Origin of the sequence: Niabella pedocola, from assembly GCF_021044425.1 — a bacterium.
Taxonomy (GTDB): domain Bacteria; phylum Bacteroidota; class Bacteroidia; order Chitinophagales; family Chitinophagaceae; genus Niabella; species Niabella pedocola.
Genome location: NZ_JAJNEC010000007.1, coordinates 61746 through 84350 on the forward strand (window position 1 = coordinate 61746; position 22605 = coordinate 84350).

Consider the following 22605-nt stretch of genomic DNA (forward strand, 5'->3'; position numbering starts at 1 on the left):
AGAAACACAGCTTTTTTCTACCAGCGTTCCAGGACCGAAGCTGTATCTTGTGTTTGCCACTATTCGGAACACTGAAACAGAGCTTTTAGGTTCTTTTCCCGATCCACTGTTGCTATGGCAAGACATGGGAGTAAAAAATCAACGCCTTAGTACCTCTGTGGCTACACAAACACTATCTGGATCTAAAAATTCTTCGTGTACCTTCGTGCTTTAGGACCTTTGTGGCTACACATCAATCCTTACAAATATGAATCGATCCGGTTTAAAAACAATAGGGCTTTTATGGTTGTTGCTGGGCTCCCTTTCTGCAATGGCACAGCGGGAGGCGAGGATCCATGATAAAGCCATCCTCGTAGATGGGCACAATGACGTAACTTCTGCATCCATCGTTCAGGGAAGAGATATTACCGAGCCGCAGCCCGACCGGCATACGGATCTGATCCGCTGGAAAAAAGGCGGACTGGATGTACAGTTCTTTTCCATTTTTACAGGGCCGGTAGCGCATAACCCCAAAGGGGTATACGCCGATGCCAATGACCAGATTGATTCCCTGGAAGCGTTGATCCGCCGTCATCCGCAACAAATGATGCTGGCACAAAGCTACCGGGATATCCAAAAAGGTATAAAACAAAAAAAGCTGGTGGGCCTGATCGGTGTGGAAGGCGGGCATATGATCGAGCATGACCTGGGCAAGCTTGAAGCCCTTCAAAAACGGGGCATGCGCTACCTTACGCTTACCTGGAACAACAGCCACTCCTGGGCCACCAGTGCCATGGACGAAACCCTGCATGCCGACACCTTAACACATAAAGGTCTCACGGATTTTGGAAGATCGGTGGTTAAAAAACTCAACGAGCTGGGCGTGCTGGTAGATCTCTCCCATACCGGCGAACAAACGTTTTACGATGCCATTGCAACCAGTACCCGGCCGGTTATCCTCTCACATAGCTCTGTGTATGCCCTTTGCCCGGTTTTCCGCAATGTAAAAGACGAACAGATAAAAGCGGTTGCAAAGAACGGCGGCGTTATCTGCATCAACTTTTATTCGGGCTTTATCAGCAAAAAATTTGACGACCGGCTCACCGCCCTGAATACAGCCGCGGAGCAACGTTTTACCGACTCGGTTTTCAAAAGCACCGGCGATGCACAGCAGGCCAGGAAACAATGGCAAGCGTATCAAAAACAGGAAATGGAAAAAGTACGGCCCTCGCTTTCAGATGTTGTGGATCATATCGATTATATTGTAAAAATGGTGGGTGATGATTATGTAGGTATCGGGGCCGATTTTGATGGCATCGGCTCGGTTCCCGTCGGCCTTGAGGATGTAAGTGCCTATCCCCATATTACCGCCGAACTAGTAAAACGCGGTTACACCAAAAAATCGATCCGCAAAATACTGGGTGGAAATGTATTGCGGGTGGTTAAAGCCAGCTTTTAACCGGAACACAACAATATGAAGAAACAATACCTGCTACTGCTGCTGCTGTTTGCAGGGCATCTATCCGGTGCTCAAAAAACAAGCGTTTACACCTGGGCGCACTACAGCGGCACCATTGGCAGCTACCCCGTGGAGGTAAAAATAAGATCCACCAAAAATGCCGATTCCGTTTGGGGCGAATATTATTATAAAAAACAGGGAAGCGCAGCGTCCATTTATCTCGACGGAACAACAAAAGCCGGCGGCGCACAGCTCCGTGAGCATGCTTATAACCGGCAATTACAAAAGCACGAACAAACCGGTACATTCGTACTCAACTCCATCGGCAGCAACATGCTGACCGGTACATGGACCGATATACATGAGCGTACACTACCGGTGCAGTTGAGGCGCATAGAGAACGATTTTATAAATGAGTTGCAACAATGGGATATCCGGTTACAGCTCTATAAAGGCCAGGTGGAAAACGCCGGTGGTTCCCTGCAAACCTATACCCGGGCAAACAAGCTCATCATTTATGATCCGGTAACAAAAAGCACCCGATTGCTGAGTGGTTTTGATGAAGTCTTGTACCATAATTACGGGGAAATAGAACTGGAAGACCTCAACTTTGACAGGTACCCGGATCTGAAGATTCCCATCTATTTTCCGCAGGCTGTAAAAAATGACGGCGCTTATCTTTATTTTATTTACCATCCCGAACGCCGGCAGTTCGTTCTTAATAACGCATTAAATGAATTGGGATACCTCGACTTCAATGCTTCAACAAAAGAATTCCGGAAATCCGACGCCGATGGAAGGGGTAACGAAGGTGACGCCTACTACAAATGGGTGAACAATAAATTTTACATGGTGCGGGAAGTGCGCAGCTATGAGGACAGTCCGCAGGTTTTTTATACGGAATACACGATCCGGAACGGGCAATCCATCAAAACAAAAACCTATAAAAAGTAGCCCCCATGTTGCGATCTTTATGGAACCTTGCGCACTCGCGGTTATTATAAAACGTAAGGGACGCAACAGATCGCCAGGAACGGTTGCACCGACGCTCCGCCATATCGTCGCGTGAACAAAAGAAGATCCATACGCCGTTTGCGTTGAAGAAATCTGCACTGCGCTATTAGAGATTCAGACTGCAACAACCGGACAGGTGGCTATCTTTACACCACTGAATAACATTATGATGAAAATGAATATCTTTCTGTTGGTTGCCGTATTAACAGGTACACATATGCGGGGAAATGCCCAGGTAACCTTTACAGACAACCCGGTTTACAAGATCACCTATGGGTCCAGCTTTAATGGCAAAACCCCTGAACGGCAAAATAAGGTCTGGGTATTTGCGGGTCCCCGGCAAACCCTGCTTACCACGGAAAAAGATTTCAGCGGAACAACCTCCTATCCCTTTGAGCTTTCGGTGATCGACCGCATGGCCAACCGGCAGGAACTCTATGCGTTTCTCAATGACCGCGAAACCATTACGTCTTCCGATACCGCATTGCGTACCCAGCGTTTCGAATTACTGGAGGAAACCAAAGAAATACTGGGGTATCGCTGTAAAAAAGCCAAGACGGTGGTTAACTCCAATACCATCGAACTATGGTACACCGATCAGCTTCCGGTAAAAGGCGCGCCCTCTGTTCTGGGGCAAAACCTGGGCCTGGTACTGGAGCAGGTGCGTAACGGCAATAATGTGGTACGGGCCGAAAAAATTGAAAAGCAACAAATGTCCCGTCCGGCCTTTATGACGCGGCCCACTTTGCAAACGGACCTTCTGAGCTACCGTGATGCCATCTGGAACAGCCGGTTTACAACCATCCCCCTGTTTACCAACCAGGTGATCAACTTCTCCGACACCAGCCGGTCTGCCGGCGATGTACTACGTTTTGCCAACGGCACCATCGTCGTAAAAAAAATAAAAATACCGGTACTGGATAGCAGCAGCACGCTTTTCCTCGACCTCCGGGAACAATCGAATGGCGATGCATACGACCGCACCGGCACGGTGTTTCTCATTCCAACCGATACCAAACAATCCTTCCTGGACGGACTGAAGAACGGGGCCAAAACCCTTCCGGCTTATACCAATGGCAATGGCAAAACCTACCAGGGAGTGGCTGCCACCCCGGATTATACGCCGCCGCTGGAGCTGATGCGTTTTTTCACACCTTTCGGGGTAAAGCAATTCAACCACATCCAGCTCAAAGGAAAACAATGGCAGGAAGCCGTTCCCTACCGGCAGGATATTACCGACTTTGCCGCCGCGCTCAATAACAGGGAAGTATATATCGGTGTATTTATTGGTAATTATGATAAAGGCGGGCATAAAATCACGGCCAATCTTACGATTCACCGGGGCGGGCCCGACAAGCCGAAGCAAACCATCCTGCCGCTCTTTAATACCCTTAATATTATGGAAATGGCCGGGCAGGATTATGCCACCATGTTCGACAACGAAAACGGGCTGACCGTTCATTTCCGCATCGATCATCCCCTGGACAATGCCTATTTGCTGTATACCACCACGGGGCATGGCGGCTGGGGAAATGGAGATGAATTTGTGCCCAAAAAAAATACGATCCTGCTCAATCAGAAGGTCATCTTTGACCTGGTGCCCTGGCGGCAGGACTGCGGCTCTTACCGGCTGTACAATCCCGCATCCGGTAATTTTAACAGCGGCCTTTCGTCTTCCGATCTGAGCCGTTCCAACTGGTGCCCCGGAACCGTAACCAATCCCTTCCGCATCAGCCTGGGCCGGCTGGAGGCAGGAGCCTATACCCTTCAGGTAAAAATTCCACAGGGGAAACCGGAAGGGTCCAGCTTCAGCGCCTGGAATGTTTCAGGCGTTTTGGTAGCTGACTAATGCTTTAAAACGGAAAAACTCGCAATTTTACGCAAGATTTTCGCAGTAAAAGAGTCTTATATCTATTTATACCGAATATTCATTATACAATTAAAAAACATTCATTTGAACCGGATTTCAACGCCCTTACTCCTGCTGCTGACGCTATTGAGTACCCTGGCCTGCCATGAAAAGAAGGCCGCCCCTGCCGGTCAGAAAAAAGGCACCGCCAAAGTAGATGCTTTTATTGTAACTTCAGAATCCTTCGCTGAAAATATTGAAACACCCGGCACCATCGTTGCCAATGAAGTAACAGAAATTCATCCCGAAGTATCCGGCCGGGTAACCCAGCTCAACATCCGTGAAGGTCAGTTTGTATCGCAGGGTACGGTATTGGCAAAGATCTATGACGGAGACCTGCAGGCACAGTTAAAAAAGCTGGAAGCGCAGCTTAATATTGCCAAAGTAAACGAAGACCGGGCCCGGCAGCTGGTAAATATACAGGGGATCAGCAAACAGGATTACGACAACAGCCTGCTTACCATGCAGAATATCCAGGCAGATATTGCTTTGATCCGCACCGAAATTTCCCGTACTGTGGTCCGGGCGCCGTTTAACGGTAAAATGGGATTAAAGGCCATCAGCATCGGGGCCTATGTAACCCCCGCCACCGTTATTGCCACCATCAACCAAACCAGCACCCTGAAGATCGATTTTGTAGTACCCGAAAAATACACATCTAAAATAGTCTCCGGACAAATCGTAAATTTTACCGTAGAAGGCAACCAGACCAATTATACCGCAAGAGTAATGGCTACCGAATCCAATGTGGCGGTTACCAACCGGAGCCTGACCGTGAGAGGAACCGTAACCGGGAATACACAAGGCCTGATACCCGGGGCCTTTGCCAAAGTAAAGATCAGTTTCGCTCCAAAAAGCGATGCCCTTTTTATTCCTACACAATCCATATTACCCACCGCCCGCGGAAAACAGGTGATCCTGGTTAGCAACAGCAAAGCCCTTTTTTCAGATGTAGAAACCGGCAGCAGGGATTCTGCACGGGTAGAGATCATCAAAGGGCTGAAACCGGGTGACACCATTCTCGTAACCGGGGTAATGGCCACAAAGCCGAATGCGAAAGTGAGCATAAATAAAATCGTTAACGGAAAAAGATGATGGCATACCATCCAATACTTTATTGATGAATATTTCTGAGCTAAGTTTGAGAAGGCCGGTACTGGCCATTGTGATGAACGTAGTGATCATCGTATTTGGTTTCATCGGCTTTAAGTTCCTGGGGGTACGCGATTACCCGGCCATCGATCCGCCCAATATCAGTGTGCGCACCACCTACCCGGGGGCTAATGCCGATATCGTCGAAAGCCAGATCACGGAACCACTGGAAGATGCCATCAACGGTATTGCCGGTATCCGGAACATTACCTCCAGCAGCAGCAACGGGAGCAGCAATATCAACGTGGAATTTGAAGTAGGCGCCAACCTGGAAGCCGCGGCAAATGATGTCCGGGATAAGGTTTCTGCGGCTCAACGCCAGCTTCCGCCAGATCTGGAAGAGCCCTCCGCCGTTACCAAGGCAGATGCCAGTGCTGAGCCCATTCTTTCCATGACTGTACAAAGCAATACCAAAAACCCGCTGGAGCTTACAGAATATGCCACCAACAATCTGGTAGACCGGCTGCAAACCATACCCGGCGTTAGCAGTATTGATACCTGGGGAGAAAAGCGTTTTGCAATGCGGCTTTGGCTCGATCCCAATAAAATGGCCGCCTTCAACATCACCGCCGCCGATATTCAGTCGGCCCTGCAACGGGAAAATATCGAATTGCCTTCCGGGAAGCTGACCGGTGAAAATACCGAACTCACCATCCGTACGTTTGGGCGGCTGGATACAGAAGAGGAATTTGAGAATATCATTATTAAAAATGTGGGGGGTGCCGATATACGGGTTAAAGATGTAGCCAACGTGGTGCTTGGGCCAGAAAACGAAGAATCGGCATTAAAGGAAAGTGCCATTCCCATGATCGCACTGGCCATCATTCCCCAGCCCGGCGCCAACTATGTTTCTATTTCAAATGAATTTTACAAACGACTGGAAACCATCAAGAAAGAAGTACCTAATGATATTAAACTCAACATCGCCCTCGATCAAACCCAGTACATTAAAAAGTCGATCACCGAAGTAGAAGAAACCTTGTTTATTGCCATTGGCCTGGTAGTGATCATCATTTATCTTTTCTTCCGCGACTGGATCCTGTCCATTCGTCCGCTTATCGATATCCCGGTTTCCCTGATCGGCGCCTTCTTTATTATGTATGTAATGGGTTATACCATCAACGTATTATCGCTGCTGGCCATCGTACTGGCAACCGGGCTGGTGGTGGATGACGGGATCGTGGTTACTGAAAACATTTTTAAGAAGCTGGAACAAGGTATGAGCAAACGGAAAGCCGCGCTGGAGGGCTCCAAAGAGATCTACTTTGCGGTGATCGCCACTTCGATCACCCTTGCGGTTGTTTTCCTGCCAATCATTTTCCTTCAGGGATTTGTGGGCAGCCTGTTCCGCGAGTTCGGGATCGTAGTTGCCGGTGCCGTATTGATCTCCGCCTTTGTGTCGCTTACCCTTACACCGGTGCTAAACGTATTTCTTTCAAAAAAAGATGTACACAAGCATTCCTGGTTTTATAACAAGACCGAACCTTTTTTCCGGGGCATGGAACAACAGTATGAGCGGTCGCTAAAAGCATTCATGAAAGTGCGGTGGGTATCCTGGGTGATCCTTCTCGCCTGCCTTGGCATCATCCTGGTAATCGGCCGCAACATACAATCGGAGCTTGCCCCCATGGAAGACAAGAGCCAGTTCCGGTTAAACCTTACCGCACCGGAGGGCACTTCCTTTTATGCCATGGATGACTATGTAAACAAGGTATCCCAGTTCCTCATCGATTCTGTTCCGGAAAAAGAGATCGTGCTTTCGATCACCGGATCGCGTATGAGCGGAAGCGCTAACTCGGGAATGGTGCGGGTACGGTTGGTACCGCCCAATGAACGGAGCCGGTCTCAAAAGGAGATCGTGGACTATGTGAACCGGCATGTTTCCAAATATACGGAGGCCCGCGCTTTTGCCATCCAGGATCAAACCATCCAGGTGAACCGTCGTGGCGGGCAGGATGTACAGTTTGTGATCCAGAACAATGACTTTGAAAAGCTTTCTGAAATATTACCGAAATTCCTGGAGGAATGTAACAAAAGCGATATCCTGCAGCAGGTGGATGCCGACCTCAAATTTAATAAACCGGAGTTGCGGGTACATGTGGACCGCTTAAAAGCAGCGCAGCTGGGTATAACGGTAAGCGACGTATCACAGGCCCTGCAAACCGCGTACAGTAACCAGCGGCTCGGTTATTTTACACGGAGCGGCAAGCAATACCAGGTGATGGCACAGGTAGACCGCATCAACCGGGATGACCCCAATGATCTGAAAAAAATATTTGTGCGCAACAACCAGGGACAACTGATCAGCCTGGATAATATCACCAACGCGGTAGAGTCTACCACCCCGCCTACTATTTATCACTTCAACCGGTATAAATCAGCAACGATATCTGCCGGCTTAACCGAAGGCCATACCGTAGGCGACGGGGTTAAAGAAATGAACCGGATCGCAAAAGAAGTACTGGACGAATCGTTCACCAGCTCACTGAGCGGCTCGGCCCGCGACTTTGCAGAAAGCAGCAGCAATACCAGCTTTGCCTTTTTACTGGCGCTGGGCCTTATTTTCCTGATCCTGGCTGCCCAGTTCGAAAGCTTTGTGGATCCCTTTATTATTATGATTACCGTACCGCTGGCACTGGCGGGCGCCCTGCTCTCGCTCTGGATCTTTGGTCATACCCTCAACATCTTCTCCGAAATCGGGATGATCATGCTCATTGGGTTGGTAACCAAGAACGGGATCCTGATCGTGGAGTTTGCCAACCAGAGCAGGAAGAAAAATATGGGCAAAACCGAGGCCGTGATTTTTGCAGCAGGTCAGCGTTTAAGGCCCATCCTCATGACGAGCATGACCATGGCCCTGGGTGCATTGCCCATTGCCCTGTCCCTGGGAGCCGCAGCCACCAGCCGCATACCGCTGGGTATTGTGATTGTAGGTGGGATCATTTTTTCACTGGTGCTTACCCTGTATGTGATTCCTGCTATTTACAGTTATCTTTCTTCCAATAAAAAGAATAAAGAATTTGATGAAATGTTGCGGCTGGAAGATGCGAACGCTTCATCATAAGGGGTTGTGCGAAGCTACCGCCCGCACAACGATAAAATGCTTTAATAAATGATCAACTATTTTTATAAATTACGGCCGCTGTTCTTCATCGTTTTGATGCTGACACTTTCCGGGCAGCTCCGTGCGCAGCGGCTACTCACGCTGGAAGAAGCCATCGCTACCGCCCTGCTCAATAATTACCAGATACAATTATCGAAAAATGATTCTACCATCGCGGCCATTGACTACAGCTACCGCAATATGGTGTTCCTGCCCAGTATCAACGGCAATGCCGGACTTACGAATACCAACAACAACCAGAAGCAAACTCTGGCTGATGGTACGGAGCGGAAATCCAGCAATCTCCGGAGCAATAATGTGCAGGCCAACGTTTCGCTAAACTGGGTATTGTTTGACGGGTTAAAGATGTTTGCCACACGCGACAAAGCGGCATCCCTGCTGGAAGCCGGTGTATACACCATAAAAGAGCAGATCGTGAATACCATTGCCTCGGTAATTGCGAACTATTATGCTATTGCCAGGGGTAAACAGCAAATTGAAGCTACGGATGTACAAATAAAGCTGAATGAAGAACGGGCAAAACTGGCGCAGAACAAATTGGATATCGGCACCGGTGCCAAACCGGATGTACTGCAAAGCAAGGTAGACCTGAATGGCCAGAAATCCTTACGGATGCAACAGGAAGTACAGGTTGCACAACTAAAGGAACAGCTGGCCCAGGCGATGAACAGCCAGATCAGTGGCGCGGCGTTCGATATTCCCGATACCATCCCGCTCAATTACGAGCTAGCCCTCGGGAATATCCTCGAAGGAATTGAACAAAGCAATCCATCCCTGCAACTGGCGAGAACCCGTATCCAGATCGCACAATACACGGTTAAGGAAAGCAAGGCGGGGCTGTACCCTACCCTTTCGTTCAACTCCATGTACAATTTTACACGAACAGAAAACAAGAAGGTCATCAATCCGTTCTCTACCTTGTTTAACCAAAGCCATGGTTATAATTACGGGTTAACGGCCACCATTCCCATCTTCAATCAACTGCTGGCCAGGAGGGATATCCGGCAAAGCCAGTGGGGCTTAAAAATGGAGGAGTTAAACTACGATAACCAGCGTTCCCTGCTCAATCTGAATGTGCTCAACTCCTATAAGAACTATGACCAGCAAAAACGTGCGCTGAAACTGGAGGAGGAAAATATTGAACTGGCCCGGGAAAATGTAGCAATTGTTTTCCAGACCTACAAGCTGGGGATGGCTACACTGGTGCAGTTGCGGGAAGCGCAGCTCAGCCTGGCCCAGGCTTACGACCGATTGATTGAAGCACGGTACAATACCAAGCTTTCAGAAACAGAGTTGATGCGGCTGAAAGGCGCGTTGGTGAAATGAGCGGCGAGATTCGAGCATCCGGAATCCAGATGCGAGCATCCGGCGGTCAGACGCCAGATCCCGGGGATTGCAGTAACAGCAGTCAGCCATCAGCAGTCAGCTGAAAACTGATCACTAATGGCTGATAACTAAACTGACTGCCAACATCCCGAATCTCAATTCTGGATTCTGAATTCTCAAATCTCAATTCTCATATCTGAATGCTCAAACCTACACCTCAAAATCCCACCACTTCTTATCGGATTGTGCGGAAGCAACTACATTGTCGATAAACGCCATACCCCGCACACCATCATCTACAGAAGGAAAATCAAGGCTTTCTTTGGACGGGGTTTCGTTGTTCATTTTCGCCTGTAATGCCGTGGCAAAGTTCCGGTAGTGATTGGCAAATGCTTCCAGGTATCCTTCCGGATGACCTCCCGGAGTGCGGCAGTTATGCTTTGCATAGTCGCCCAGGTACCCGTTACCCGCGCGATATACCTGCGTGGGAGCATCCAACCATTTTACCAGTAAGGTATTGGGTTCCTGCTGATGCCATTCCAGTCCGCCCTTTTCACCATAGATCTTAATTTTTAACGCGTTTTCTTCGCCGGCAGCCACCTGGCTGGCGATCAGTACACCGGATGCGCCCTGGTCGAACTTCAATAATACCGCACCGTCATCATCCAGGTTACGGCCTTCCACGATCGTGTTCAGATCCGCACAAAGTTTGGAGATTTTTTGACCGGTAATGTATTCTGCCAGGTTGGCCGCATGGGTACCGATATCTCCCATACATCCACTTTTTCCACTCTTCTTCGGATCTGTGCGCCAGGCTGCCTGGGCATTGCCTTCACGTTCAGACAAACGGCTCAACCAGCCTTGCGGGTATTCCACATATACTTTTCTTATTTTCCCAAAGGCACCTTCTGCCACCATCTGACGGGCCTGCTTTACCATCGGATAACCGGTATAGGTGTGTGTAAGACAAAGCATCAGCCCTGTTTCCTTTACCTTCTGCTGCAATTGTTTGGCCTCATCCAGGCTAAATACCATCGGCTTTTCAATCACTACATTAAACCCATGTTCCAGCGCCATCATGGCGGGAGCAAAGTGCACAAAATTGGGCGTTACGATCGATACAAAATGAATACGTTTATCCGCCGGGAGTTCGCTTTCCTTGCGGATCATTTCCTCGTAACTCAGATACGTACGGTCCTCAGGTAAAAAAAGCAGCTCTCCAGACTCCCTTGCTACATCCGGATGCACGCTAAGCGCTCCACAGCTCAGCTCAATCAATCCGTCCATATTTAACGCCAGGCGGTGCACAGCTCCGATAAAAGCATCCTTTCCCCCACCGATCATACCAACGCGCAATTTTTCTCTTTTCATATAGTAATTTTTATTTAAAGTGAATGGTTACGAATATACATATTTCTGTTTGAAAAAGGGTTTGGATATAGAGCCGTAACAGCCCTCCTGGCCACCATTCCGGCAGCCAAATCCGGCGATCTCCTCACCGGAATTGGGGAGGAAGATTTAAACAACGCTTTATACATCTGTAATTTTTTTTACCGATATTGCGGAGCAATTACTAAAAAATGAACGCCAACTTCTTAACTGTAACAGCTATCTGTATCCTGCTTACCGCCTGCAGACAGGCCGAAAAACAAACCGCCATCATCCCGCAGCAGCCAACGGCAAAAGATTCCGTTGTAAAAGCGGCACCGGAACTACCCGGGATCACGTACCGTTTTGTAAAAAAGAAGGAATGGCAGGCTTTAAAAGACAGTTTTGAGGGTGCGCGGCATCTCGACCTTTTAACGGCGATTAACCGGACCGACTCCAGCCATATCCGCCGGCTCGACAGCATCCTGGTGCCCAGCGATTTTTCACGGCCGCTTGCCGCATATATGCCTTTTCCCGAGGAGGTGCCGTTTTTAAAAGACATTCCCAAGATCCTCGTTTTTTCGCTCAATGCCCAGGCCTTTGGGGCGTATGAAAACGGCAAACTGGTGCTTACCGGGCAAACCAACACCGGCCGCAAAAGCAAGCCCACACCGGCTCACCTGTACTTTGCAAACTGGAAGGCCCGCAAAACCAACAGCACTGTTAATGATGAATGGGTATTAAAATGGAACTTTAATGTGCACAATACCTGGGGCATCGGGTTTCATGAATATGCACTCCCCGGTTATCCGGCATCCCATAGCTGCATGCGTCTCCAGGAACGGGATGCACAGTTTCTTTACAGCTGGGCGGATCAATGGATTTTAAAGAACAACCAGCAGGTTGCAACGGGTACACCGGTTGTTGTGTTTGGACAATATCCTTTTGGACAGCCACGCCCCTGGTTTAAACTGACAGAAGATCCGGCGGCACTTACCATTGCTCCAGACAGCTTAAAGAGCCATTTATCGGCCTGGCTTCCCGAGATCCTTAAAAAACAACAACAACGGGATTCTGTGCTGCAGACCGCATCGGTAACCATGCGTTAAACCCCTGTTCAGATAAGTTGTTACGCCCGTAAAAAATGTGAAATTGGTTTTTCAGAATCAAAAGCAGTTAGCTGTGGTTGCATATAATTTTTTCAGAAATAGTCAATGTTTCTCTTTAGCAGCCATAAAATTATTCGCTAAAAAAATGTTAATTGAAAAAATTCGACGAATTCCTCGTTTTTTACGATGAATGCCTTATTTTTTTCGCCGAACACAACTAGCCGCTGCTATTCAAACACAATTATGGCATCTCCGCCGATGGGATAGCCCTGGCATGTAAGCACCCTTCCTTTTGCAACTTCCTCATCCGTGAGTACCTCATTATAGGCCATCCAGATCTTCCCGGAAGTACAGGTAGCCACGCAACTGCCGCATTGACCAGATTCGCAGCTATAAGGCAACGTAAGTCCTGCCCGCTTGCCGGTTGCCGTTATCGTATTGGGATATTGTACTTCCAGCTCACGCACCAGGGATCCGATATGTATGGTTACCTTATGGGCATCCAGGTCTGGCGGTTTGGGTTTCACCAGCCGCGGCAACGGATAAAAATCTTCCTTGATGATCTGCGTTCCCTTCACCCCGTTGCTTTTTAACGAGATATCAGCCATCAGCATATAATCATACGGACCGCATATATAAAAAAGCGTGTCCTTCCGGATCTGTACCGGAAGGTGTTGGGCTACGAGGTGCGTCAGCACCCAATGACTGAGCCGCTTTTGCAGTACCTGCGGATGATTGCTGAACATGAAATGGATCAGCAGCCGGCCGGCATAGGCATCCCGCAACAACTTGAGCTCTTCGTAAAAAATGGTATCGGCTTCTGAACGGTTGCTGTACAACAGGATCATTTGCACACCAGTGGTTTTTAAAAGCGTTTTGATCAGCGAAAAGCAAGGCGTAATGCCACTTCCTGCTGCAAGAAAACAGAATTGCTTTCCACGGGTATCCTCCGGTAATACAAAAAAACCACTGATACCGGAAGTCTTCAGCACATCCCCGGTTTTTGCCTTATAGATCAGGTACCGGCTGAATTCGCCATTGTCCAGCTTTTTTACCGTAAAAGATAGCTGGGGATCGGTATCAGGACTGGAAGAAATAGAAAACGAGCGACGCTGCTCACCCAGGTGATTTTGGAAAATGAGCGTCAGGAACTGACCCGGCCGGTACACCGGTATCCATCCATCCAGCGGCTCTACAATAAAGGTTTTTGCATCCGCCGTTTCCTGTATAATTGCCGCGATCCGGAGGCGCTTTGTAATCGGGTCGTTCATCCGGATAAATGTACTAAATCCAATTGAAAAGCGTAATCTTTTAGAAAAAAGGAGCCGCCACACCGAACCAGTTGAAACCGCAACCGGATACAGGAACACCCGCTGCGGCTACCTCAGCGGCTTCCGCAGGAACAGATACGATTAAAAACAAAAGCGCCCCGGTAAAAACCAGAACGCCTGTCTTTGCCTCTAAGTTGTTTGCCTATTGTTTTACATACGCATTATATCTGTTTTTGTGAATGCAGCAAACCGCCCGTTTTTCCCGTTGTTCAGCCGTTGCATCCATCAGAAAGCGCGTAACTGAAGTTTCATTTTCACAGGAACCAAATATCAGCGGTTGCCGATAACCCTATGAAGGTAATTGCCCTCCGAGCCGTTCGTTTCAATAATGGCTCAAAAGGCAATAACTGTCGGCAAACAAGCATTTACCCCGGTTCATTTAGCGCCTTTCATTATATTTATCCTGTAATTGTTCATTCAATCCTCACAGACATATGAAAAAAATAGGACTTGCTGCTTTTTTGGCCGGCTGTACCGGCTTCCTGTCTGCACAAACACCTTCCTTTATCAGCGACAGCCTGGACCGTTATATTCAGCGGGGTATGCAGCAATGGCAGATCCCCGGGCTGGCCATCGCCATTGTAAAAGATGGGCAGGTGATCCTGCAAAAAGGATACGGCGTTCGGGAGATGAACAAACCCGGCAACGTGGATGAAAATACCCTGTTTATGATTGCATCCAACTCCAAGCTATTCACCGGAACGGCCATTGCAAAGCTGGATCATGAAAAAAAACTTTCACTCAACGATAAGGTAACGCGGTATCTTCCCTGGTTCCGGATGTGGGACAGTACCACCACTCAGCTGATCACGCTCCGGGATGTGCTCTGCCACCGCCTGGGAACCCGTACTTTCCAGGGCGATTTTACCTTCTGGGATTCGAATCTTCCCCAGGACTCCATCCTTTGGAAGCTGCGCTACCTCAAGCCATCGGGGCTGTTCCGGCAGGATTATGGTTACTGTAATGCAGGTTTTTTAACCGCCGGACGGATCCTGCAACAGGTAACCGGGCAAACCTGGGAGCAGTATGTTCAGCAACAGATCCTGGCGCCATTGGGTATGCATCAAACATATATGAATACTGCGGGTATGGCGCAACGGGCTAATGCCGCGGCACCACATACCAATATGTTCGGTGCGCTTACGGTATTGCCCTATGACCAGATCGATAACCTGGGACCGGCCGCCAGCATGGTCAGCAATGTAAAAGATCTCACACGCTGGCTACGGTTGCAGCTGGACAGTGGCCGCTTTGAAGGCAACCGGATCCTGCCCTGGGAAGTGCTGCAAAAAACACGGGATGCGAATATTACGGTAAACAACCGTAAAAACAATAACTATCCCATTCATTTTGTAACTTATGGCCTGGGCGTTTATGCGGCGGACTACAATGGCCGGCAGGTATACTGGCATACCGGCGGTGCTTTTGGTTTTGTAACCAATCTGTGTTTTGTTCCGGAAGAAAAACTGGGCATCGTGATCCTAACCAATAACGACAATCAACATTTTTTTGAAGCCCTACGTTACCAGCTGCTGGACGCCTACCTGGGTGTACCGTATAAAGACCGCAGCCGGTTCCTGCAGGGTATTGCAACAAAAAACAACCGGCAGATGGAAGCCGATCTGAAAAATATGCAGGCAAGGGTGAACGCCCAAAACCATACGCCCGTACCGCTGGATGCCTATACCGGTGCTTATTACAATACGGTTTACGGAAAGATCCAGGTTTCGAAAGCGGGCAATAACCAGCTCCGCTGTTCCTTTCAGCATCACCCGGATCTTTCCGCAACACTGGAATATATGGATGACAATACCTTCCGGCTCACCTACTCCAATATCGGCTTTGGTGTTTTTCCCGCCATTTTTACCCTTAAAAACGGCAAGGCGGAAACGGTACAGATCAAGGCCACAGACTTTATTGAATATGATGCCTACCTGTTTGCAAAAGACCCGCAGGGCCTGATGATAAAATGATCCGGGCTGCTATTCTCATCATTTATTTTTGAAGCGGAGCAGGAACCGCCCGCTATAACCTGGCGTTGAGCATTAAAACAACAGCGATAAAAGAAATGGATTTTAAAGCAGTGATGAAAGAACAAACCGATGCGGAACTGATGCGCATCCTGTCGGTACGGGAAGACCTTTTTCTGCCCGAAGCGCTGCAGGCGGCTAAAGCCGAATTCGATAACCGTAACCTTTCCCAAAACACAAATATCATATCAAAAGAAGCCGATGAGGCAGTTCAGGCCCGTGCCGCTGCTCCCCTGGATAGGTACCTAAAATTCCTGGCCTTCCTTTTCCCAGGTATTATACAGCTCGTTTTTATGGGTGTTTTTGAAGCTGACGGCTATCATCGAAAAGCAGCGGAGCTCAGTAAATGGACAGTTTTCGGGACAGGATTTTACCTCCTGTCTGCATTTCTTGCAATCATAATCTGGTAATTCCCTTCAAATCGTTTTGGGCCGAACCGGCCAGCCTCCGGGCACCTGTTCTCCAACTATGATTTGCCGCTCTTTTCAAAATTATGACTATATTTGCATAACCAGTTATGTAATTAAGTATGGAAAAAATATTTTATACCCGTACCGGCAAAATGGCCCTTGGGAGCCGGCTCCGGATGCTGTCTAGCCTGTTTACGGAAGAAGCCGAGAAGATCTATGAGCAAAACCGGATTCCCGTAAGGGCCAAGTGGTTCCCCGTTTTTTATATGCTTTCGCAGAACGAAGAAAAAACGATCACTGAAATTGCACAGGAAATCGGGCACTCGCAGCCGTCCGTTAGCCGCATCATCCGGGAGATGACCGCTAAGGGGCTGATCACCGAAAATAAAAAATCGGGCGATAAGCGCCAGAACCGCGTGGCGCTGTCTGCCAAAGGAAAAACACTGGTGCCCCGGGTACTTGAACAGTGCGCAGACGTGCACAATGCGGTAGAAGAACTGATCCGTGAAGCCACCCATGATCTTTGGGAAGCCATTGAAGAATGGGAATTCCTGCTGGAACAGCAGCCCCTCTCCCGCCGCGTACTGCAGCAGAAAAAGATCCGCGAAAGCAGCCAGGTACGTATTGTTAATTATGAACCGAAATACAAAACGGTATTCCGCACACTGAACGAAGCCTGGATCTCGCAATACTTTGAAATGGAAGCAGCAGATATCCGCGCATTAAATCATCCCGATAAGTATATTCTCAACAAAGGAGGCCATATCCTGGTAGCCTTATACGAAGAACAACCGGTAGGTGTATGCGCGCTCATTAAAATGGATGACCCCGATTATGATTATGAAATGGCCAAAATGGCCGTTGCACCTGAAGCGCAGGGAAAAAATATCGGGAAACTGCTGGCAGATGCCATCATACATAAAGCAAAAGTATTGGGGGCCTCCAGACTGTACCTGGAAAGCAATACCCGTTTAAAGGCCGCCATCAATCTCTACTACAAACTCGGGTTCAAAAAGCTCAACAACCGTCCAAGTCCCTATAAGCGGGCCAATATACAGATGGCACTTGATCTTTAAGCCCGATGGATTGGGCAACTGTTCCGGTAATTGGGTTATCAAAAACCACAGATCACCGTATATTTATCTTTCAATCACGAATATGAAATGGATGCTCCTGCTCCTGCTTTGTGTTGTTGCTTCGCCGCTTCATGCCCAGCTGGATACGGTTTACAGAAACCGGGTTGAAGGTGCCATCGCCCGGATTGAAGAACGTCCTGAACTTATCAAACATGTTATAAAACGCAATGGCGTTACTTACCGTTACTGGTTATATAAAAAACGGTTATTCAAAATTGAAAAACAATGGTCGGATAAAACATCTGATAACCATATCATCGAAAACGAATATCAATACTACCTTCACCAAGGGCAACTGACCCGGGCTTACGAAAGCGAGATCCTGCTGGTAAACGGAAACCGCAACGATGTAAATGTATGGAGTGTTACAGCATACTTTAAGGCAAACCGCATCGTTTACATCCGGTCTTTAGGGCATGGCAAAACAGAGGACGAAGACTATGATATGGAGAAAGAAATGATCAGCCATTTCCTGGAACTGAAAACCTTCCTGCTAAGGCAGCTAAAATAAACAAGCGGCCGCACCGGTACCGGCTTATGTGGCCACAAAGTGCTCCAGTACATATTTTGTGATGTTTCCCGGCTTCTGTGCTTTACAGGTAAGATAATAGGGATACGGCACCACTTCCTTGCGAAGGGATAGCTGGTAATGCCGCCCGGCCACAACAGCCGTAATTTCTATAACGGAACCTGTTTCTTCGTGGTGTTCAATAGTAAAATCGAAGTTCATGGAAAAATGCTCCAGCCGCTCACGCAGGTAGCATTCGACCGTCTGGTAGAGGAAGGACCGCGTGGAAATGCCCCGGTAATTGGGATAATAGATCTGCCCCTGTTCTGTGGCCTCCAGGATCGCGTCTACATCTTCTACCATCACCCTTCCATAATAGATCCCCATCGGCAGGCAAACCGCATTGGCGGCAAAACGGTCACCGCCTACATGGGTACTTTCAAAAACCGAAACCGCCTTATCATGGTTCTCAATAAATTTAAATACCGGGAATCCGAATTTTGCGCAGCATTTATCTTTCTTACCGTTGGTGCATACGATATAGAATGGGTCTGTTTCCCAGATCGCATGCGGGTTATCAATATAATACTCCAGCCGGATAGCCGCCACATCTGCAGGCGTTGAATGCAGGGTGAGGTACCGGTTACGGATACAATCCACATAGATCAGCCGGCAGGTTTTAAATCCTGTTTTCCGGTTGCGGATCAGCAGGAGCTTTGCCTTCTTTTGTTTGGCCAGCTCCTGAAGACTAGCAAGAAAAAGCGGATCAAAATGTGCCTGGGTTACTTTTTCAGGAAACGGATCGCTGTGCTCCAGCAGGATAAACCCGTTATAATTAGCAGCGGACCCATGAATATCCTCTTTAAAATACCGCGATGCCGCGCTGCAAAAAAAAACGTGCCGGGTGCCTGTATTATTCAATGATAACGTTTAATAATGGTTATAAAATAGCGCGATAGATCACCCCTTCCTTTATCAACCGGACAACCGCAGCCATCTTTGTGGCTTCAGGCTGATCACCGGGCAGATCGGCCACGGTAAATTTTTCGATATCAAATATATGATCAATTACCGGCTTTAAGGCATCTGAAAAGGAAATGGTCTTACCAAAGCATTTTACAAAACACTGTCCATCTGCCTGGCCCCGTTCAAAGAACACATTGCGGTTAACCGTCAACGCCATATCCGGCTGCAGCTGATCCAGGTTCAGCAACCCGTCGAAATATCCGTGCATCTGCTGCGGCTGCATTTTCTGATACTGGCTGTTCAGCTTCTCCAGCGCATCTTCCGCAGACAACCGGCCGAGCAATTCTTTTAATAAGCCGGTCTTTTCCCCGATGGCCGCGTCCAGATCGCTGCGCCAAAAAGGAATGGCTTCCCTGAATGCTTTTTCATTCTCCAGCTGTGTGAGCAGCTCCGAAAAATACCGGATCCAGGTAAAGGACAGGATCCCTACCGTAATATGGGCCGAAATACCATCATCGGCCACCGCATCATGTACATAGCCCCGGGGCACATATAAAAAATCACCCGGACTTAACTGCAAGGTTTGTTCCGGCTCTTTGCTGTAGCCCTTGCTTACAAAACCCTGGTTCTTTGTAGGCAGCTCTTTTTCGAACCCATACAGATGCCAGGTTTTGGTGCCCGCTATCTGCAATACAAATACATCATGCGTATCCCAGTGTGGGTTAAAACCCTGGGACCGGTTGGGCGTAATATAAAGGTTGGCCTGCACCGGGGCGTTGAATTTCCGGGATAACTCCATGCAACAGGCAGACAGGTGATCAAAATACCGCTGCCCCGCCTGTACTACCATGGTAGCCCCATCATTAAACAATGCAAATGCCTTCTCTGTATGAATGATCCCATCCTTTTTATGATGCCCGATGGGCACCCCCTTCAGCGTATACTCACCCGAAGGAAGCTCTTTTCCATTCTTTACCATACGCAGCGAAGGATAAAAAATATCCTGCCGGTCCAGAAAAGCCGACAGTTCCCGGCTGGTGAGCACCGGTTCATAGTAGGAAGCGTCATTCCGCGGGATATACAGGATCTTTTTTTCGTGGTAGGTATTAAAAAAAGCTTCAACCGAACAGGGAGCGATGATCTTATCAAAAAAAGCGGTCATATAGGAAAAAGGGTTTATGATACAAGATAATAAAAAAAGCCGCAGCATACCGGATGCCGCAGCTTTTCAATACATTCATTTTAATCAGGCGTTATCGGATCCGTCTGCATCACTGCCATCACCATCCGCACCCCCGTCGCCGTCTGCTCCGCCATCACCATCCGATGCATCAGAACCATCTCCGTCACTGCCATCGCCATCTGCACCATCACCATCCATTTCCGAATACTCCTGCTCCGTGGCACGTGTTACCTGCAGCTCTTCCTCATTTAATAAAAATTCGTTCAGTTCCATAAATTAAAGTTTAAGAAGTTTAGAAATCGTTTACCAAAGTAAGTTATGATTTTTTTTTTAAACAGCCCGTTTCCCCGGCAAATTTAATAGTTCATTAATGCGTATGCCGAAATCTGTATCTGCCTGTGCTTAAATTTTTTATAAAATAAAATGCAATTGCCTGCGGGCCGTACGATGGTTTTGTTTTTTAAGTACCTTAACGGTTCTTTATTGTAAACGAACATGAAGCAGGAGCATCAAAAATCGCCACATATTCTTAACGCGGCTTCCAACCTTACCGGTATCTGTTTTATCCTGATCACTTCCTTAAGGATTTTTACCAACAAAGGAGAACGTACCGTAATGGATGAAGCCGCAGCCGTTGCCATCCTGTTCTTTATGACGAGTTGCATCCTGTCATTTCTTTCGATGCGGTCATCCGGTACCCGGAGCAATAAGCTGGAAACCTTTGCCGATTATGTATTTCTTGCCGGACTCGGGCTATTGTTTGTGGTTTCGCTTTTGTTTGTGTTCAATGTTATTCATTAGCTTTCGGGCTATCGGCTGTCAGCTATTAGCGATCTGCTTTGGTTTGATCGCTAATAGCTGAGCCGGGACGTGGCTACTTTGCCTTCGCCCAGCTGTCTTTTAACGTAACCGTACGGTTAAAGATCAGCTGTTCCGGCGTGCTGTCCGGATCCAGGGTAAAATAGCCCTTTCGCAGAAACTGGAACCGTTCATTAACCATCGCCTCTTTTAACGCAAGTTCTGCCAGCGCATTTTCAACAACCTGTAACGATTGACCATTGATATAATCGGTAAAATTACCCTCGGCATTCCCGGGGTCTTCCACCGTAAACAACCGGTCATATTCGCGCACCTGAACCGGGAAACAATCCCGGGCATTTACCCAATGAAGCGTTCCTTTTACATGAATACCAGAAGTATCCTCCCCGCTTTTACTGTTGGGAAAATACGAGCAATTCAGCTGGGTGATGCGGCCATCCGCATCTTTTATTACTTCATCGCACTGGATGATGTAAGCGCTTTTCAACCGCACTTGTTTACCTGGTGCCAGGCGGAAATATTTTTTGGGCGCATCTTCCATAAAATCGTCGCGCTCAATGAACAATTCCCTGCTAAAGGAAATATTGCGGGTGCCTCCGTCCGGATCTTCAGGGTTGTTTTCGGAATGCAGCCACTCTCCCTCACCCTCATAATTGGTGATCACCACTTTCAGCGGATCAAATACCACCATGCGGCGTAACGCAATTTTATTGAGATGCTCCCGGGCGCAAAATTCCAGCACACCGGCATCGATCAGGTTATCCCTTTTTCCAACACCGATGCGCTCGCAATAATCCCGGATGCTTTCCGGCGTATAGCCCCTCCGCCGCAGGCCGGCAATGGTAGGCATCCGCGGATCATCCCAGCCCGAAACGTATTTTTCGGTTACGAGTTGCAGCAGTTTCCGTTTACTGGTAAGTGTATGGCTCAGGTTCCTGCGGGCAAATTCATATTGACGTGAAGGATAGATCTCCAGCTGTTCGATAAGCCAGTTATACACTTCCCGGTGCGGCACAAACTCCATCGTACAAATCGAATGGGTAATGTGTTCGATCGAATCACTTTGCCCATGGGCAAAATCATACATCGGGTAAATAGACCACTGATCGCCGGTACGATGATGATGGGCATGTTTGATCCGGTATAAAATGGGATCACGCATGATCATATTGGGCGAACTCATATCGATCCGGGCACGCAGCACTTTTTCCCCATCCTGGTACTCCCCGTTGCGCATCGCTTCAAACAACTGCAGGTTTTCCTCTACTGTACGGTCCGCATAAACATTTCTGCGCCCCGGTTGGGTAGGCGTTCCTTTTTGTTCGGCTATTTCCTCACTGGTACTGTCATCTACATAAGCCAGTCCTTTTTTAATCAGCGTTACGGCGTATGCATACAATTGCTCAAAATAATCGGAAGCATACAGTTCGTTGGCCCATTCAAAACCCAGCCATTGAATATCTTTTTTAATGCCCTCCACATACTCCGTTTCTTCTGTTACCGGGTTGGTATCATCGAACCGGAGGTTGGTTCCGCCTCCGTATTTCAGGCTTAATCCAAAATTGAGGCAGATACTGCTGGCATGTCCAATGTGCAGGTATCCATTGGGTTCCGGGGGAAACCGGGTCATGATCGTTTTATATTTTCCGGCTGCCAGATCGGCTTCTACGATCTCCTCCAGGAAATTCAGGCTCTTTTTTTCTTCCGCTTTATAATCTTCTGTCATAAAAATAATCTGTTCTGTCTACAAATGTAGCCAATTGTTAGTAAATGAGTTATCTA

General features: G+C 48.2%; 18 protein-coding genes. 12 read left to right on the forward strand and 6 right to left on the reverse strand.

Annotated features, from left to right (window positions below; all coding sequences use genetic code 11):
• Nucleotides 1–247: 247 nt before the first annotated feature.
• From LQ567_RS21375 to LQ567_RS21400, 6 genes are all read left to right on the forward strand, one after another.
• Nucleotides 248–1438, forward strand: coding sequence for a dipeptidase (locus LQ567_RS21375; protein WP_231007815.1), 1191 nt, complete (start codon nt 248–250; stop codon nt 1436–1438).
• A 15-nt stretch (nt 1439–1453) separates the two neighbouring features.
• On the forward strand, nt 1454–2392 hold the full coding sequence (locus LQ567_RS21380; protein ID WP_231007816.1) for an XAC2610-related protein: 939 nt from the start codon (nt 1454–1456) through the stop codon (nt 2390–2392).
• A 235-nt stretch (nt 2393–2627) separates the two neighbouring features.
• Nucleotides 2628–4301: a PNGase F N-terminal domain-containing protein gene (locus LQ567_RS21385; RefSeq protein WP_231007817.1), complete on the forward strand. Its 1674-nt coding sequence runs from the start codon at nt 2628–2630 to the stop codon at nt 4299–4301.
• Nucleotides 4302–4406: 105 nt separating this feature from the next.
• Entirely contained in the window at nt 4407–5456 is a 1050-nt protein-coding gene (locus tag LQ567_RS21390) for an efflux RND transporter periplasmic adaptor subunit (RefSeq protein ID WP_231007818.1), read from the forward strand.
• Nucleotides 5457–5481: 25 nt separating this feature from the next.
• Nucleotides 5482–8577: an efflux RND transporter permease subunit gene (locus LQ567_RS21395; RefSeq protein ID WP_231007820.1), complete on the forward strand. Its 3096-nt coding sequence runs from the start codon at nt 5482–5484 to the stop codon at nt 8575–8577.
• Between the two features lie 48 nt (nt 8578–8625).
• On the forward strand, nt 8626–9963 hold the full coding sequence (locus tag LQ567_RS21400; protein WP_231007822.1) for a TolC family protein: 1338 nt from the start codon (nt 8626–8628) through the stop codon (nt 9961–9963).
• 210 nt (nt 9964–10173) lie between these two features.
• Here LQ567_RS21400 and LQ567_RS21405 read toward each other — a convergent pair whose 3' ends face one another.
• Nucleotides 10174–11334, reverse strand: coding sequence for a Gfo/Idh/MocA family protein (locus LQ567_RS21405; RefSeq protein ID WP_231007824.1), 1161 nt, complete (start codon nt 11332–11334; stop codon nt 10174–10176).
• Nucleotides 11335–11543: 209 nt separating this feature from the next.
• Here LQ567_RS21405 and LQ567_RS21410 point away from each other — a divergent pair, with 209 nt between their 5' ends.
• Nucleotides 11544–12440 (forward strand): L,D-transpeptidase, encoded by an 897-nt coding sequence (locus LQ567_RS21410; protein ID WP_231007825.1) that lies wholly within the window; start codon nt 11544–11546, stop codon nt 12438–12440.
• Between the two features lie 227 nt (nt 12441–12667).
• On the opposite strand, the gene LQ567_RS21415 is transcribed toward LQ567_RS21410, so the two are convergent.
• A complete protein-coding gene (locus LQ567_RS21415) occupies nt 12668–13711 on the reverse strand; it encodes a flavin reductase family protein (RefSeq protein WP_231007826.1) in 1044 nt (347 codons plus the stop codon).
• 494 nt (nt 13712–14205) lie between these two features.
• Here LQ567_RS21415 and LQ567_RS21420 point away from each other — a divergent pair, with 494 nt between their 5' ends.
• The 4 genes from LQ567_RS21420 (at nt 14206) to LQ567_RS21435 (ending at nt 17858) form a co-directional block, all read left to right on the forward strand.
• The gene (locus tag LQ567_RS21420; protein ID WP_231007827.1) at nt 14206–15744 is read left to right on the forward strand and encodes a serine hydrolase; all 1539 of its coding nucleotides are present in this window, start codon (nt 14206–14208) and stop codon (nt 15742–15744) included.
• A gap of 65 nt (nt 15745–15809) precedes the next feature.
• A complete protein-coding gene (locus LQ567_RS21425) occupies nt 15810–16211 on the forward strand; it encodes a hypothetical protein (protein WP_231007828.1) in 402 nt (133 codons plus the stop codon).
• A 119-nt stretch (nt 16212–16330) separates the two neighbouring features.
• Nucleotides 16331–17287, forward strand: coding sequence for a bifunctional helix-turn-helix transcriptional regulator/GNAT family N-acetyltransferase (locus LQ567_RS21430; protein WP_231007829.1), 957 nt, complete (start codon nt 16331–16333; stop codon nt 17285–17287).
• A gap of 82 nt (nt 17288–17369) precedes the next feature.
• On the forward strand, nt 17370–17858 hold the full coding sequence (locus tag LQ567_RS21435) for a hypothetical protein (protein ID WP_231007830.1): 489 nt from the start codon (nt 17370–17372) through the stop codon (nt 17856–17858).
• A gap of 24 nt (nt 17859–17882) precedes the next feature.
• Here the strand turns inward: LQ567_RS21435 and LQ567_RS21440 are convergent, their stop codons facing one another.
• The 3 genes from LQ567_RS21440 to LQ567_RS21450 all read right to left on the reverse strand — a co-directional run bounded on the left by LQ567_RS21440 (nt 17883) and on the right by LQ567_RS21450 (nt 20277).
• Nucleotides 17883–18776: a sucrase ferredoxin gene (locus LQ567_RS21440; RefSeq protein ID WP_231007831.1), complete on the reverse strand. Its 894-nt coding sequence runs from the start codon at nt 18774–18776 to the stop codon at nt 17883–17885.
• Between the two features lie 19 nt (nt 18777–18795).
• Nucleotides 18796–19983: a cupin domain-containing protein gene (locus LQ567_RS21445; protein WP_231007834.1), complete on the reverse strand. Its 1188-nt coding sequence runs from the start codon at nt 19981–19983 to the stop codon at nt 18796–18798.
• An 84-nt stretch (nt 19984–20067) separates the two neighbouring features.
• A complete protein-coding gene (locus LQ567_RS21450; protein WP_231007835.1) occupies nt 20068–20277 on the reverse strand; it encodes a hypothetical protein in 210 nt (69 codons plus the stop codon).
• A 222-nt stretch (nt 20278–20499) separates the two neighbouring features.
• Here LQ567_RS21450 and LQ567_RS21455 point away from each other — a divergent pair, with 222 nt between their 5' ends.
• Nucleotides 20500–20805: a hypothetical protein gene (locus LQ567_RS21455; RefSeq protein WP_231007836.1), complete on the forward strand. Its 306-nt coding sequence runs from the start codon at nt 20500–20502 to the stop codon at nt 20803–20805.
• A gap of 73 nt (nt 20806–20878) precedes the next feature.
• Here the strand turns inward: LQ567_RS21455 and LQ567_RS21460 are convergent, their stop codons facing one another.
• A complete protein-coding gene (locus LQ567_RS21460) occupies nt 20879–22549 on the reverse strand; it encodes a glutamine--tRNA ligase/YqeY domain fusion protein (protein WP_231007838.1) in 1671 nt (556 codons plus the stop codon).
• Nucleotides 22550–22605 lie beyond the last annotated feature (56 nt).